This window comes from Paenibacillus sp. FSL R5-0701 (genome assembly GCF_037973995.1).
Classification (GTDB): Bacteria; Bacillota; Bacilli; order Paenibacillales; family Paenibacillaceae; genus Paenibacillus.
This window is the reverse complement of record NZ_CP150230.1, coordinates 161808-178007: the sequence shown is the minus strand read 5'-3', so window position 1 is coordinate 178007 and position 16200 is coordinate 161808. Positions and strand designations below refer to the sequence as shown.

Below are 16200 nucleotides of genomic sequence, written 5' to 3'. Positions count from 1 at the left end.
ACCCTCTTCAATGACGGTCCCGGTCAGCGTCGCGATGGCTCACGGTAACAGCTTCTGTCTCGCTGCTTCCCAACATCTTGCCCAAATATTCCGATATTGCTACCGAACGATGCTTGCCTCCGGTACAGCCGATTCCAATAATAACCTGGCTTTTGCCTTCCTTCCGGTATTGCGGAATCAGGAAATGCAGCATATCCAGCAGCTTGGTCAGAAACGCCTGTGTCTCTGGCCACTTCATAACATATTCGTACACATCACTATTCTGTCCCGTATTCGGTCGCAAATGATCAATATAATGCGGATTCGGTAAAAAACGTACATCAAACACCAGATCAGCATCAATCGGAATGCCATATTTGAATCCAAACGACGTAATATTCACCGACAGCATTTGGCTTTCCAGATGAGAAAAGCGGGATATGATGCGTTCTTTCAGTTGAGCAGGTTTCATTGTGCTTGTATTCAGTACCTGAGTCGCAGAGTTTTTGAGTTCCTCCAACATCTTGCGTTCCAGTCGGATGCCGTCCAGCGGCATGCCCTCAGGAGCCAGTGGATGTCTGCGCCTGCTTTCTTTGTAACGCTGAACAAGTACAGAATCTGTAGCATCCAGGAATAAAATTTCGCAATGAATGGTAAAATGATCTTTAATATAGTTCAAAGACTCGGACAGAGCCGTAAAGAATTCACGCCCGCGCAGATCGATAACCAATGCAACCTTACCAATCTTGCCGTTTGACTGTTCAATTAGTTCCGCAAATTTCGGAATCAATACCGGCGGCAGATTATCCACACAGAAGAAACCCAGATCCTCCAGGCTTTGTACTGCAATGGTTTTACCTGCTCCGGACATGCCCGTAATGATAATGAGCGTGGCGCCTGTGCCTGGTGAGCCTTCACCTTCAAGCATAAATGTCCCCTCCTTATCATATTGCTGTCTTCATATATTGTTACGAGGTCACTAGGAACGCAAGAGAAGACCTGCTGCACCTACAATACCTGCATTATTACCAAGTGTAGCTTCCAGAATCTGAACCCCTTCTTGGAGTGGTTCCGGTGTCAACTTAGCAAATACGGTACGGATTTCATCGAACAAGAAATTACCTGCTTTGGATACGCCACCACCAATGATGAACATCTCCGGGTTAATGACAGCCGCTACAGTAGCCATGGACTTGCCCAGGTAGAAGGCCGCACGATTCACAATGCGCTGTGCCACTTCATCGCCTGCCTTGGCAGCATCAAATACTTCTTTGGCTGCAATCTTGTCGACGAGAGCCAGTGACGTATGATCACCACGTTCTACTGCATCCTTTGCCATACGGATAATACCCGTTGCAGACGATACGGTTTCTACACATCCCATTTTACCACAACCGCACTTGATGGCCTCCAGATCAGGTACAACACTGATATGACCCAGTTCTCCCGCCATACCCGAGAAACCCTGATAAATGTTGCCATTCAAGATCAAGCCTCCGCCAACACCCGTACCGAGTGTATAACATACGCAGTTGTCTACGCCTTTGCCAGCACCTGCCCATACTTCACCCAGTGCAGCCACGTTTGCATCGTTATCTATTTTGATTGGCTTGCCCAGACGTTCTTCCAGAATCGAACGAATGGCCACATTCCGAAATCCGATGTTAGGGGCATGAACGATAATTCCCTCGCGTACATTCGTGAAACCGGCCACTCCAGCACCTACACCCTCAAGCTGTTCCCAGCTGTACGGTGATTCGGCTACGATATGTCGGACATACTTCTCGATGTTGGCGATGACCGTGTCTACGCCCTTATCCACTTCAGTCGGTCCTTCATACGTATGCATTAGCTGACCTTGTTCATCGCATATACCGACCTTGATTGCTGTTCCGCCGAGATCGACCCCAACGTAGATTTTCTCAGACATGCTGCAAGCCACCTTTATCTATCTAAAATAGTTTAAGTCCTACGTACCAACTATAATTGAAGGATACGCCTGGGTCAAGACGATAAGAGCTTGTATACATCATGCTTCACCAGGGTTGTGAACCACATCACATAGCATTTTTGAATACGTATACATCCTCATTACCTTCATTTATAAACGCACACTTTATTCCTTCCTCCATAACAGAGGAAGCCTCAACTCATGATATTGCATCTTCACTCGTTCCATTCATAAAAGATCAACATCGTCCCCTCATAGTGGTGACTCGTCTTATGCACCCGCCACCTGTCATTCTCATGCAGAAAGTTATCTAATGACGGTATTGCCAACAAAAAAGTGCCTTCTACATATAGAAGGCACCCTTACTTTTATGAAAATTCTGAAGTTGTAGAATTGGGGTTAAACTCAGTTGATTTTTCTGCGTTATAACTTCGTTTCCACACGTACCGGCTCTTCTGTCTTCTCCATCTTGTTCACATCCAGAATATCGAGCAGGAAGACAAAGATCGGAATACCAATGATCAGTCCCCAGATCCCCAGGAAGTGTTGCGACAGAATTAGTACGATAAAGGTGTAGAACATTGGCAATTTGGTCTTGTGTGCCATCAGTTTTGGATTCAGGAAGTACGTCTCCAAAGCATGAATAACAATAATCATGATAATTACAATAATGCTTAATTTCAGTCCACCCATCTGATACCCGATCAGACAGAGCGGTACAAGTGAGATGATAACTCCCGCAACGGGAACCAGACTGAGCATGAACACCAGAATAGTCAGAGCGAACAGATACGGGAAGCCCAGAATCCATAAGCCAAGTATCGTCAGCACCGTATTAAACACCGCAATAAGAAGCTGTGCCTCAATGACTTTACCAAAAGAAGACACGAATTTGTCTCCCAGATAAGCCACTTCATTGTAGAACCATCCAATTTTACTTGTTTTGAACTTGGACGTGAACTTGGATATCTCCTGCTTCTGTAACAAGAAGAACAGACTTAGAATGATGACAAGCAGAATAAACTCCAGCCATTTGCTCAAAGCGAAAATATATTTCAATGCATCATTGGTGTAATTTTTAATATCGAAGGATTGAAGATAACCCGCAATTTTGGATGCAAAATTATCACCGTCTGCACTATCCAGAAATTTCATAATCTCGTTGGTCAACTGAACGACCTGATCCACGATCCGTGGTGAATATCTGGATATGCCAAGCACAATGACTGCGATCACAATCATATAGAGCAGGATGACCACAACTTTATAATTGATCGGAAACAATCGATTCAGACCACCTGTAATGAAATGCTGTAACCTGTTCATGACATATGTCACCAGGAACAACAGCAGAATCATGTGCAGCATACTCCCCATACTGAACAAAATTAAACAGAACAAGAGCAAGATCAAAAACCGTCTCACTGTCGCATTCTGTAACCAATCTTTTATCATTTCCCCCAAAATCTTCACCTCACAGCTAATATGCCCTATATGTATACGAACTCATGCCCACTGTAGTTTCAAAAAAAGAGAAGCCCTCCGGCTTCTCTCATTCATGAGACTTCCCGTTGTCTCTTATTCCTAACATATGCCTAACCTCAAGCATGTAATGCTTATTTATCCAACGTTTCGCTCCAATCATGAACAATGCTTCCTTCAAGGAACTTCTCACAATCCATCGCGGCCATACATCCTGATCCTGCAGCTGTAATAGCTTGACGATACTTCGTATCTTGAACATCACCACAGGCGAATACACCCGGAATATTGGTCTCCGTTGTTCCCGGTTTAACGACAACATAGCCATGTTCGTCCAGTGTGATCGCATTCCCAAGGAATCCTGTATTCGGTGTGTGACCAATGGCAACGAATACGCCATCTGCTTCGAGCAACTCTTCCTGCCCCGTCTCGTTGTTGCGCACCTTCAGTCCTTTGACACCCAAAGCTTCTGGTACGACCTCGAGTGGAGTACGGTTCAGCGCCCACTTCACCTTTTCATTGCTGCGAGCCCGATCCTGCATAATCTTGGATGCACGCAATTCATCCCGGCGGTGAACCAATGTCACGTCTGTTGCAAAACGAGTCAGGAAACTCGCCTCCTCCATCGCGGAGTCTCCGCCGCCCACGACCACGATTTTTTTGCCTCGGAAGAAGAAGCCGTCACATGTCGCGCATGTACTTACACCACGTCCCACATTTTCCTGCTCACCCGGAATACCGAGATAACGAGCGGAAGCACCTGTGGAGATAATGATCGATTCAGCTTCCAGTTCACCAATTCCTCCAACTTTTACCTTGAAGGGTGGTTTGCTGAAATCAACCTCTTCTACCCAACCGTTTTTGAATTCTGCTCCAAAACGTTCAGCTTGCTTACGCATGTTGTCCATCAGTTCCGGACCCATGATACCTTGCGGGAAACCGGGGAAATTCTCAACTTCCGTTGTCGTCGTCAATTGACCACCCGGCTGAAGACCTTCGATAACCAGTGGTTTCAGATTAGCACGAGCCAGATATATCGCTGCTGTCAGACCCGCAGGTCCCGTTCCGATCACAATCGTTCTGTATTTAGACATATAGATACAGCCTCCTTAATTAAGGTGAGAATGTGTTGTACTAGCGATGAACTTGCCAAGATGATATCCTACAGGCGTTTACGAGGCCCATTCGTTAAGTTTACCCGTTTTCCCGGTTGTTGTATCCTTCACCTGATGATGTCTTTCTGAAAACGAGTTAAAGCGAACTTTTTCTATACAAGTGGTGGCTTGCTGTTACAAACCGAATGAATCTGTTTAGCATACTTGCTAACCGTTGATGCCGATATCCCATACCGCTCAGCAATGCTTTGATAGGTAACGGGCCGTCTGTGATTCTTCGCTGCCAAATATTCCAGTCCTGCAGCCCAACCCTCAATCTGCTTCGTACCTGGAACCTCCGGATGTACCCGGGATACATAATCCGTCCAGAGCCGTTCCATCTCTTGCTGCAACTCAGCCTTGGCTTCAGACATCTGTAACGCACGTTCAACAACAGCCTGCCAATGGGAGGTTGATCCATTGTCCGATTGCTCTGAAGTGGATTGAACCTTCCCAATAGACTTCAAGGCTACAGGAGAAAAGGGACGAACCACCTGAGAATTCCGATCCTCTTGTTCAGCCGATTTCAATCCGTTCAGTACAGCTTGTGCTGCCTCAAGCAGATCCTGTTCTTCTCCTGGCTCTTCAATAAAGGATTGCAGAGCCTGTTGCACCTCATAGTCACCGATCATCCCAAGCGCATGAATTACCTGTAGCTTGGTTGCCCGATCACCATGACGCAATGCCCAGAAGAAAGATGAGCGAATCAGTGGATCATTTTTCATTTCTTCAGGTATGCCACTACCATAGTTCTCCCACTGTCTGAACTGCTCATCAAATGGCAGATGATAGTGATAACTCAGCTTCTCTGGCTCTTGCTCGCCTTGTCTTACAGCCTCAAGACCTGACAGATAATACCGGGATACTTCGGAACCCGGATCAAGCTTGGACACATGATGCCATAAACGCTCAGCAGCATCGTACCGTTCTGTATTATAAGCCGCCACGGCTGCATAGTGAGCAAGTGCCGGATCAGCAGCTGTCTCTTCGTCCTTGAGCAAACGCCGGAAGTGAACATAAGCCGTATCGTGTTGGCCCAGAATTCCCATTGTTGTCGCCAGTTTGTAGACTTGTTCGTGCTGGAATGGCACGATGACCCGCAATTTTTTGATCAGAAGCAGCACTTGATCAGCCCGGTTCTCATTTTGATGGAAAATGGCCAGATTACAGAGTGCATGCAGATTACCTGGTTCCTGTTCAAGCACTTCGGCAATGGTCTCTTTTGCTTTGGGAAACAGACCCATATAATAGTAGGCGAGTGCCAGATTGTTACGGGCAGCCAAGTAATCAGGATAATCAGAAGACATGCCTTCAAGCAATTCAGCAGCCTGTGCAAATTTTCCTTCTTCCAGCAGTTCCCGTGCCTGATCGTGCTCCACTACACCTTTGCGTGATTTGATTCGATTCAGTTTGGTCGGACGATCCAGCTCATAGTACAGAAGCTCCATCATCTCTTCGGCTTCCGTCATGAACTGGCCTTGGGTGTCCTCCTCCAGATAGGTAACAAGTGCTTGCTCGGCTTCCTCAAACCGATCCATATTTGCATAATTGTTCGCCATATAAAAATAGCATTCCGTCATTGACGGATCTACCACTTCCAGCACGTTAGCCAGAATGGCATTGGAGGCTTCGTAATCCCCCTTCTCCGATAATATACCCGCCATATTGCAATGATTTACCGGATTTTCCGGTTCGTATTCAACAGCTTTGCGAAAATATTTTAATGCCTTGTCGACATGATTTCGGTCCAGCGAGCGGACAGCTCTTTCAAAGAAGAAAGAAGCATCCAAGTGAATCGGTATAATATTGGCAAGGTGTCCCTCAGCCCGCACTAGCTTGCCCTTCATCTTCCAAGGCACCTCCTCTTTGCATTTCATTCATACTCTTCAGTATACCACATCTTAAGGCCCACTTCTCAATATGTAGTTTCATGTCGTTTATGAAAAAAATGCAAATAAAGACGACATTCCATCATACACGGATGAAATGCCATCTTTATTTTTTGTAAACAGATAATACTCAGGTAACTACATCAATTGAAACTGCATTAGATCAACTAAAACGATAGACTTTGTTAACATCCGAAGAATAGAGTCTCAATCGCTTTAATTTTTCAACGCCATCGAAGGTGAAAGTGAAATATGAAGGGTCTTATAAAAAGGCGTCATGAAATTGACCAGCACAACCTTACACTTGTCCGGCAGTTTTGCCTCACGTACCGTTGCCGCCAGATGACCCAGTTCGCCCCCGGTGATCTCCAGCCAGTCTTCTCCGCAGGTATAGCGTAATGTACCGCCTTTCCACAAATAATGACCCTCACTCGTTTCAATCGAGTCTTCACAGATCAGCTCACCTTCGCTTCCGAATACAAAGGATAACTGCATCATGATGTCCGCCGGTTCCTGTCCAGATAGATGCATGCTCCATCCGTTTTCCGTTGGCAGTAATTCTGCTCCTACACGGAAGGTCTGCTCATGAGTAAGCTGACGACTCTGATGAGGTAACAAGTACCATGGACTGATGGCTGATGCAGCCGATTCTGGCAGCAGGTTTGCAGGGATTGGGCCGTAGTAACCTTTTTTCTGCTCACCAGTTAGTCGATACCCTTCGGACAACCTCGTCATTTGCTGCATAGGTACATACCCTGGATTAAAGTAAGAAGCCAGTTGCACAGCCAGCAGGCGCACCTTGCCATGACGAAGTGCGAAGAAAGAAGGAACTTCTGTCATCACAGTCACACTAGTAGCGCCATCCCGAATTCGAGCTACCGGAGCACCAAAATCCGTATGCATCCGACTGTGAGAGATACGTCCGTGATGTCCTACCAAATCCATCTGCTCCAGATATTCTCCCCGGAGAAAATGTTCATTCAGCATGACCTCATACTGTTCAGGTAATGCATCAGGTGCCTCAATTGTCTGCTGAAGCTCAGGCTCAAGCATCAACCGAATGAGCGTATTCACTGAGCAAACTCCCGGATCTGTTAATGTATCTCCCGCCCAGGCTGCCATGCCAGCAAAGAGTGGATCACCGTCCAACCGCGCCAGAATGGCATACGGCAGATAGTAAGGTGACAGATCATGAACACTGCCCAGATCCTGTCGACCTGAATAGTCCGTAACAATCTCACCTGTAGGATGCACAAGGTACACCATCATGCGAAGATTGAGCCTCACCGGTTCAAGCAGTTCAGGACGATTGAGCAGACGCGCTGCATGAATTAACATGATGTCGCTAACAGCGCTGTATATCCCATTGCTCCGCTCCGTCCACTCTCCATCGGGTGTAATATCCATGCCTTCATCCATCCACTGCTCTGCGCGCTGCACAGCTTCCTCCAGATCAAATAGTTCATGCAGGAAACCAAGCGCCGCGCATAGCACCCAGCGATGATTTGGCGTATGACAGCCTCCCGTTAGCATGGTTGGGATTGTCCGTTCCAGAAACAGCCTCATATTGTCCAATACAGGTTGCAGCGGCTCCCATTCCTGTTGCAGAAGAAGCTGATACAACTGCGAATACCCTACAACGACAAATGCAGTATCCGGAGGGGAATGGTAATTGGTCCAGCCAGGTGATATTGAGCCGTCTTCATGCTGGAAGCGAAGTACATATTCCGTAGCTAACAGCAGTCGATTTAACAATGCCTCATCCCGGTAATAGACGGAGTCCGGATTGGAGATCGCAGCTCCCCAGTAACACATATCCGTGGGCGTTCCTGTCGTATGGTTGACCCAGGCAACACCTGTGAAGGGATCAATTGTCCCTCCATAGTAACGGCTTTCCGGATCAAGCATTTGCCGGGTTATGCCTCTTTCTACCGCTCTGTCATTACTGTCCACCAGTTGTTTGTACATGTGCAGTCCCTCCATACCAATGCATTCTCCCGATGTGCAAAGTATGTTGCTTCAGCTCTTCGATTCAGACCGGGAGCTGCTTCCCATACCGCCCGTAACGTGAGTTCATTTTTTCTCGTCTGTATTTATCATATTTTTACAAAAGTCGCTAGAATTCCGTCCTTGTTTCACCAAACTTCATGTGATTTTCATCACCGAGAAAACCGCCGTTCAACACACGTTTTTTAACACGCAGAATGTTCCTAACTTCAAGGCTCCTGTTCTGCTACTCTGCCAATCCAAGCTTCTTCATAAGCAAGTCATGACTCTCGTGGATCTCTTCTGGCTTACAGGCAGACTTTAACTCGTATACCTTCACCTGTGCCCGGCGAATCATAGGCAGATAGGCATCATAGAAATTCATGTCTTTACTGTGTACATAAGGGCACCAGTGGTCAGAGAGACCCAGTGTCTCATGAATATGAACACCAACGATATCATCCATCAGGCCCTGCATTTCCCCTACACTGTCATAGAGGCCCAGTCGATCCATCATGATGGCATGACCGGTATCGTACCAGATACCAACTGGAGCCCCTTTAAGGGCCGTGATGATGGTCTTCGCTTCGTCCAGGGTAGGAATCTGTTGTGGTCTGGATCTTGTCTCGATTCCGAAACGAACATCCAGACCTTTGGCTGCAGCTCGATTACAGACCTCATCCAGGCTAACAATAATCTTTTGTACATAACCGGAGCTGAGTGCCTCCCGCCGTTCCATCAGTTCTGCCCATTTGCTTTGATACTTCGGGGAATCCGGCCCTTCCTCGTGATAGAGCTTTCCAAGATCTTTGCTGATATCCTCAGGAAAAGGTACTTCCCCAGGGTGTACGACTACAGCTTTAGCACCATAACGATGGGCACATTCTGCCGACTCAACAAGTAACTCTATTGCGCGCTGACGTTTAACCTCATCCTTGAATCCAAGCAGGACTGAATCCGTACCATAATCGGGATCAGGGTCATGTGGAAACGTATTATGGACACTGGAGATACCGATGTCTCCGCGTTCAATCATGGGCTCAATCGTCGTGAGCATTTCCTTCGTTACGTTATAGTTGAGTTCGACCTGGCGAAAGCCAAGTTCGGCAATCTCCCGAATCATGGCTTCCCCGACATCATGTTTTCGGATATTCCAGCATGTGGAGAACGAATATATACCCTTATCTATGTGCTGCATCTGTTTTCCTTCTCCTTCCCTCTGGCGAAATGGCTATAACTCTTGCACCAGCCTTAACTCAACCTTTTACCGCGCCAAGCATCGCACCACTGACAAAATACTTTTGCAGCCACGGATAGACGAGCAGAATCGGTACAGTTGCGAATACCACTGTTGCTGCCTTGAGACTTTCCGGAGTCAGTGGTGTGCGGTTAGCACCTTCCATTAATGTAAGCTCACTCACCATATTGTTTTGAACCATTTGGAAGAGCTTCAGTTGTAGTGGATACAACTTGGGATCATTAATATACAAAAGTGAATCTTGGAATCCATTCCAGCGACCAACCGCATAGAATAGCGCTAATGTGGCAAGTACAGGCATGGATAATGGCAGTATGATTTTGAATAGCGTGTGTACATGCGAGCTGCCGTCAATTTCTGCTGATTCTTCCAGACTTTCAGGTATGCCTCTGAAAAATGAGATCAGGATAATGAGGTTAAATGGACTAACCAGTCCCGGCAAGATCAGTGCCCAGACTGAATTAAGCATGTTTAGATCACGAATGAGCAAATACTCGGGGATCATCCCGCCGCTGAAAAACATCGTAATGATGATGACATACATAAAGAGCTTGCGCCCTTTTAATTTTTTCTTGGTTAGCGGGTATGCAGCAGCAAGTGTGAATAACATACACAACACTGTAGTTGCCACTGTCAACACAGACGTAAAGCCCAATGAGTAGAGCATAGATTGATCAGAGAATACTTGAATATACGCATCCCAGTTAAATTCTTTAGGAAAAATGGTCACTTCTCCCGAAGTAATAGCCCGGTTAGAACTTAGAGATATCGCAATGGTGTGCAAAAATGGAGCCAGACAGAATATAACAAACAAACTGATAAAGGAGATATTAACGATATCAAAAATCCGATTTGAGGTGCGTTCACTCATATGCGCACAGCTCCTTTACTGATGGTCTATACATACAAGCCGATTGGCGTATCTTTCATGCTTTGATAACTTATAAAATGCCTTCGCCGGTTGCCTTTTTTGAAATATAGTTAGAGCCAAGTACAAAGATTAGCCCTACAACAGCCTGGAATAGTCCTACGACAGTTGCAAGCGTGTATTGTCCTGATTCAAGGCCGACCCTGTATACAAAGGTACTAAGTACATCTGAATATTCACGTACCGCTGTGTTACCGATAATATAAGGTCGATCAAAGCCAATGCTGACCATATGTCCGAGATTAAGAATGAGCAAGGTCACGATGGTTGGTTTGATACTTGGCAGCGTTATGTGCCAGATTCTCTTCAGCCGCGATGCTCCATCGATCTCAGCTGCTTCAAACAATTCCTTGTTGACGCCGGTTAATGCGGCCAGATATAGAATGGTTCCCCACCCTGCACTTTGCCAGACACCTGTGAATAGGTACGTCACAAGCCATGGATTTTTCTCTGTCAAAAATGGTATCGAATTAAAGCCCATACTCTCCAGTACACCGTTAACCATACCGGATTGATTACCGAACAATTGGTATACAATTCCCCCGATGATAACCCAGGAGATAAAGTGAGGAATGTACAGAATCGTTTGCGATATTTTTTTGAACCATTTGAATCGAACTTCATAGAGCATGATGGCCAATAAAATTGGAGCAGGGAACGAAACAAGCAGGTCGAGGAAATTTAGCATGAAGGTGTTTCGCAATGTGGTGTAGAAGTCCCTCATTCCAAATACTTCACGGAAAGCATCGAAACCGATCCACTCACTCCCGTTGATGCCCTGAAACAAGTTGAAATCCTTAAAAGCGATCTGAACCCCGTACATTGGGCCGTAACGAAAGATCAAGAAGTAGATCAGAGGCAGTGAGATGAGCGCATATAATTGCCAATACCTTTTCAAGTATGTGATGGTCAAGTCGGTTTCCTCCTATCAACAGAGAAACGGCTGTGCCGCCATACTGGCGGCACACGTTCCTTCCAAAGTTATGCGGTAAATTACATATTGATTTAGTAATCACAAGATGAATCTGTTTAACGCTTACTGAAGTGCTGCTTCAAGTTCTTTCTTCAGTTCTGTTCCACCGAGTGACATGAAATCATTCATTTCTTTTTCATATACAGCTTCGAAGTCTGCCGGTTTAGCCATCGCAGTTTTCACAATAAGCACTTTCAACTTATCATTTAGCGCTGTACCATATTTAGATTCTGATTCAATTGGTTTGCTGAAGATAACCGGGCCAATCGTATCCGTATTAGCGATATCAATGGACTGTCTCATCAGCTCTTGGTTACGTTCTGGGAAGCCTGCAATCCATGCGGCTTCATTGGCTGCCTGATCTCCAACAACTTTACCGTTGGCAATAATGGCCATGTCACCACCGTTGTAGATACGATCTTTGACATCCTGTGGTGCATCATCTTTAACAACTGGAACACCATCAACCATATCGTAATTTTCACCTTCGACACCAGTGTTCATCTCCAGCAAGTTCGTTCCAGAAGCCATCCAGTCTAGGTATTTCACTGCTTCAACCGAACGTTTACTGCTTTTCGGAATCATGATGTACATACCATTGCTGCCATAACGTGATTTGATGTGTTTGTTGTCCACATTCGAATTGGTGTAAGCGTCAACTGCTACAACTTTGCTATCCGGTACATTCTTTTGCAAATTATCAAGCATACCATCTGCATACAGAATCTGACCTACGTCCTCAGACATGTAGCCAATATTACCGTTCTGGAAGTCTTTGACCAATTGCGTTTTTTCTTCATCCAGACTGAAGTCTTTGCTGATCAGACCTTCATTGTAAAGTTTGTTAAGGAACTGCATCGCATCTTTGAAGCCATCATGCAATGGTAGTTCGTAACGCTGACTGTACGTAAGCCCATCTTGTACGGGTTTGATAAAGGAGTAAATCAATGTTTCGTACTGCGCTGGGGCAAGTGCCATACCCATTGGGATGTTTTTGCTGCCCAGATTGCCCGGATCTTTCTCTTTGAATGCTTTCAGCGTTTCGTACAGCTCATCCGTTGTCGTTGGAGCCTTCATGCCGACTTTGTCTAGCCAATCCTGACGAATATAAGAATTGTAGCGGGAAGTAATGGCACGTTTACCCGGAATAGCGAATTGCTGACCTTCAAGCTGACCGAATCTCAACAGGTCTTCGCCGAGATATTCTTTTAAGTTAGGTGCATGTTCATTAAGCAATTCACCTACTTCAGTTAGACCACCTTGCTGAGCATAACGGTAGAACACACTGGAGTCGTATACAAACACTATATCTGGAACGTCGCTTGGGCTGGCCATTAACACGTTGAGCTTGGTTGTTTCTTCTGAACGTTGAACAGGTACGAATTGCACATCAATGTTATTCGGATCGCCGAATTTCTCTTGAACAAATTTAGTTAAATAGTTGTTCGTGATCGTATGTGGAGAAGGACTGTTACCACGATCGAAAACCTCCACTTTCAAAGTAACACGCTCACCATTAGTTGTTGCCCCGCCTTCTGCTGATTCTTTTTCTGATGCAGACGAGCACCCTGCAAGTAAGGACACTCCCATTACCATCGTAAGTGCCAGACCCATCCATTTCTTCTTACTCCCCTTGGTTGCTTTTCCAATCATTTTGTCATCCCCTTTTACTTTGCGTGAATGTTAAGGCTTGCTCCGAGTATTCCACATCTTTCCGAACTCTAGCAATAAACCAATTTCGGAAGCGCTTACAAACGGAATTTAGTTTATGCATTAAGCCCATTTTCTCAGACTGATTATTTTCCCGAAGCTGTGCCGCTCTAGGCTGTAATTGCTCTCAACGCCTCACGACCTGGAAATGCCTGTCCCAAGTCGGATAAACCATTTTCACACACTGCCTATATTCGTAAACGGGAAAAAAACAGGAATATTAGCTTGCTATCCTGCGAAAACAGTTGCATCCGATCTCGGGCAGCAGAGAACTGTTCAACGAAAACAGGGCGAACCTCTGCAAACCTCTCTCCTAAGTGGAAAGTGACTGCATGAAATTCACCCTGTGTTATCCTGATGTACAATTCTCAGAATATGTTCACTTTTGCGTTACTCTTCGGGTTCTCGATGTTCACGTTTCAAACGACGATAATCTCCTGGTGTAATACCCGTTACCCGCTTAAATACACGTCCCAACGTAATTCCATTTGCATACCCAACCTTCAGGGCAATATCCTGCAAAGAGTAATCGGTATTGAGCAGAAGCTGCTCCGTCTCCTTCATGCGCAGCTCTGTAACAAAATCAACAAACTTCATGTTGAATTCTGTCTTGAACAAATAACTCGCATGTTTGCCCGTAATCTGGAATCGATCGCTCAGATGTTTCAATGAAAGATCAGGATTTGCAAACTGTTCTTCGATATAATTTTTCATTTCATTAACCATGGCTTTGTAACTCTTGGTTTCCGTTACCGCTACATACGTTCTGAACAAGTCCGTCAGACCATCAAACAAAAGACTTTTCACATCGGTAAGCGTCACTGCCTCTTCCACAGCACTCAACCATCTGTTGATGTTTTCTTCGGACAGCTCTTCCTGGAGTCCTTCCGACATCATGGCCACTTCTCGGCTAAGCATCTGTAACATGGCCTGAATCAGAGAACGAATCTCATCATCCGGCAGTTTGTTCTGTTCAAATGCCGTAAAGATCTCCTCCAACTGTTCCCGCCACTGTCCACTCGACATCCGGAATCGCTTAACAAAGTCCGCAATCATCTGCAGATAGGTATAGGTATCCAGCAAAGGATGCTGTGTTTCACCGCAGTCGGCTTGGCCGACATCTCCATTCATCAACAGTTTACGCTGCATTACCGCTTCTGCAGCTGCATAGGAATCTCGTATTGTACCGATTCCCTGAGCGATAGGTCCAATGCCAAAGCTTAAGGAAATGCGTAGATTTTGTTCTACCCAAGATTTGCATTCCTCAGCTACAACAAGAATCTGCCCAGACATATCCATGTTGTTATCATTCTGTTCTTTGAACACAAAAAGGATTGCAATTCGATCTACACTAATCCATTCCGTCCAGCATTGGACTCCCGTATTACGTGACAGCTCTTGCAAAACGTTCATCAAGGCAAACTTCAGCGTATTTTGTTCGCCTCTCGTGTATCTCTCCTGAAATCCCTTCTCATAACGGTTAATCTCTCCAACAACAACGACAAAACGCGACGAGTCACGCACTTCATTCAGTGGTGAGAGCTCTTTTAATTGCTCTGCTGCATTTTCCATGTGTTCACCATGCAACAGGGCATTGAACAACTTGCTGCGCTGCATGAGTACATTTTCCCTGCTTTTTTTGTCATAATCCATCATATGATTAATCAGATTCTCAAGCACACCGTCAATCATCTTCATCTCATCCGTGCGAGCACCTGAGTGTTCAAACGCCCGAATCTGATGAGACTCAATACGGTTCATGATGATCTGAATGGGTTTATAGTTACGGCGAGTAATGTACACGATATATACAATTGCACAGATAACAGTCACAATAGCAATGATTACCCATACATAAGATATAACAGATACCCAGCCAAATAAGTTGCCGGCCTTAATTCCACTGGATATTGTCCAGCCCAGTCTTTCTAGCGATAGCCTATTCAGTTCCTGACCGTCTATCGAGCCCTCTTGGTCCGAGTGTGCATTATACACAACCTTACCGTCCCGATCCGTAATCGTCAGGAATGAGAGCTGACCATTAACCATACTATCTACACTCTGTTCAATGCTGCTCATCTTGATATTAATGACCAATGTGCCCTGCGAGCCAAAAGGCAAAGGCATGTCCTTGTTCACGGTTAATACGCGAATAGGAGTACGTTGGACAGAATCCGCATCAAATTCCCGAACCGGCTGCCAGCCCGAACCTATAGACCCGTTAACCATTTGATCAATCCATGCGTTATCCGAGTAACTTTCTGCTTCTTTGGAACCACTTACAGTCAGAACATGTTCATTTCGCTTGTCATATAGATAGATGGACTGAATCCATGAGGACGAATTGGATAGCTCACGTAAATTCTGCGCAATTGCATACACCGTGTCCGAGCTAGTTAGGTTTGTGTTATTAAAATAGAGTTTGTATGCCTGCTGACTCTGTACCGTCTCCAGAATGGATAGTTCAATATCCCTGATTGTGCGATCCACTGTGTCGATCATATAACTGGAGGAGATCCGGTCTGCTTTTTTTGTTTCTTCTTTAGAGATGTCATTGATGAATACAAACGCGATGAAAATGAGTATGGTCACCGTAAGAAAAAAAATTGGGAAATACGAAAACAATAACCGGTAGTACCAATTACGAGACAATAGACCCCACTCCTCACTCCACGATGCCAATGTTCTCAGCCGTGGTTCTACTGTTCAGCATCCATCTCGCCTTAGAGGCTGAATACTATATGATAACGCTATCATAACTGATTTTATGTTATTATAGCACAAGCCTCTGAGCAGCAAAGCAAGAATTGTATTCAAAGAGCCAAAACAAAAAAAACCGTGCTGAGCAGACAACAACTCAGACACGGGACAGTTCATCTGGCAGCACACC

The 16200-nt window shown here is 45.5% G+C and carries 11 protein-coding genes; all 11 read right to left on the bottom strand.

Going from position 1 to position 16200, the window contains the following annotated elements; translation table 11 throughout:
- Positions 1-7: 7 nt before the first annotated feature.
- The 11 genes from rapZ to MKZ13_RS00815 all read right to left on the bottom strand — a co-directional run bounded on the left by rapZ (position 8) and on the right by MKZ13_RS00815 (position 15962).
- A complete protein-coding gene (rapZ, locus tag MKZ13_RS00865; RefSeq protein ID WP_017691251.1) occupies positions 8-907 on the bottom strand; it encodes an RNase adapter RapZ in 900 nt (299 codons plus the stop codon).
- A 51-nt stretch (positions 908-958) separates the two neighbouring features.
- Positions 959-1909, bottom strand: coding sequence for an ROK family glucokinase (locus tag MKZ13_RS00860; protein ID WP_062837749.1), 951 nt, complete (start codon positions 1907-1909; stop codon positions 959-961).
- Between the two features lie 444 nt (positions 1910-2353).
- Positions 2354-3385, bottom strand: coding sequence for an AI-2E family transporter (locus tag MKZ13_RS00855; protein ID WP_036616412.1), 1032 nt, complete (start codon positions 3383-3385; stop codon positions 2354-2356).
- Positions 3386-3546: 161 nt separating this feature from the next.
- The gene (gene trxB, locus MKZ13_RS00850) at positions 3547-4506 is read right to left on the bottom strand and encodes a thioredoxin-disulfide reductase (protein WP_091012024.1); all 960 of its coding nucleotides are present in this window, start codon (positions 4504-4506) and stop codon (positions 3547-3549) included.
- Between the two features lie 173 nt (positions 4507-4679).
- A complete protein-coding gene (locus MKZ13_RS00845; protein WP_339181118.1) occupies positions 4680-6413 on the bottom strand; it encodes a tetratricopeptide repeat protein in 1734 nt (577 codons plus the stop codon).
- Between the two features lie 258 nt (positions 6414-6671).
- On the bottom strand, positions 6672-8423 hold the full coding sequence (locus tag MKZ13_RS00840; RefSeq protein ID WP_339181116.1) for a hypothetical protein: 1752 nt from the start codon (positions 8421-8423) through the stop codon (positions 6672-6674).
- Between the two features lie 265 nt (positions 8424-8688).
- Positions 8689-9639: a TIM barrel protein gene (locus tag MKZ13_RS00835; protein WP_339181113.1), complete on the bottom strand. Its 951-nt coding sequence runs from the start codon at positions 9637-9639 to the stop codon at positions 8689-8691.
- Between the two features lie 58 nt (positions 9640-9697).
- On the bottom strand, positions 9698-10570 hold the full coding sequence (locus MKZ13_RS00830) for a carbohydrate ABC transporter permease (RefSeq protein WP_076216878.1): 873 nt from the start codon (positions 10568-10570) through the stop codon (positions 9698-9700).
- Between the two features lie 70 nt (positions 10571-10640).
- Positions 10641-11540, bottom strand: coding sequence for an ABC transporter permease subunit (locus MKZ13_RS00825; RefSeq protein ID WP_221822461.1), 900 nt, complete (start codon positions 11538-11540; stop codon positions 10641-10643).
- A 123-nt stretch (positions 11541-11663) separates the two neighbouring features.
- Positions 11664-13253 (bottom strand): extracellular solute-binding protein, encoded by a 1590-nt coding sequence (locus tag MKZ13_RS00820; protein WP_221822465.1) that lies wholly within the window; start codon positions 13251-13253, stop codon positions 11664-11666.
- Between the two features lie 447 nt (positions 13254-13700).
- Positions 13701-15962 (bottom strand): helix-turn-helix domain-containing protein, encoded by a 2262-nt coding sequence (locus tag MKZ13_RS00815; RefSeq protein ID WP_221822470.1) that lies wholly within the window; start codon positions 15960-15962, stop codon positions 13701-13703.
- Positions 15963-16200 lie beyond the last annotated feature (238 nt).

What these genes read in the sequence shown, in the direction of transcription:
- MKZ13_RS00830 (WP_076216878.1), bottom strand. Translation starts at nt 10,570, where the DNA reads ATGAGTGAACGCACCTCAAATCGGATTTTTGATATCGTTAATATCTCC.
- MKZ13_RS00835 (WP_339181113.1), bottom strand. Translation starts at nt 9,639, where the DNA reads ATGCAGCACATAGATAAGGGTATATATTCGTTCTCCACATGCTGGAAT.
- MKZ13_RS00845 (WP_339181118.1), bottom strand. Translation starts at nt 6,413, where the DNA reads ATGAAGGGCAAGCTAGTGCGGGCTGAGGGACACCTTGCCAATATTATA.
- MKZ13_RS00820 (WP_221822465.1), bottom strand. Translation starts at nt 13,253, where the DNA reads ATGATTGGAAAAGCAACCAAGGGGAGTAAGAAGAAATGGATGGGTCTG.
- rapZ (WP_017691251.1), bottom strand. Translation starts at nt 907, where the DNA reads ATGCTTGAAGGTGAAGGCTCACCAGGCACAGGCGCCACGCTCATTATC.
- trxB (WP_091012024.1), bottom strand. Translation starts at nt 4,506, where the DNA reads ATGTCTAAATACAGAACGATTGTGATCGGAACGGGACCTGCGGGTCTG.
- MKZ13_RS00860 (WP_062837749.1), bottom strand. Translation starts at nt 1,909, where the DNA reads ATGTCTGAGAAAATCTACGTTGGGGTCGATCTCGGCGGAACAGCAATC.
- MKZ13_RS00840 (WP_339181116.1), bottom strand. Translation starts at nt 8,423, where the DNA reads ATGTACAAACAACTGGTGGACAGTAATGACAGAGCGGTAGAAAGAGGC.
- MKZ13_RS00855 (WP_036616412.1), bottom strand. Translation starts at nt 3,385, where the DNA reads ATGATAAAAGATTGGTTACAGAATGCGACAGTGAGACGGTTTTTGATC.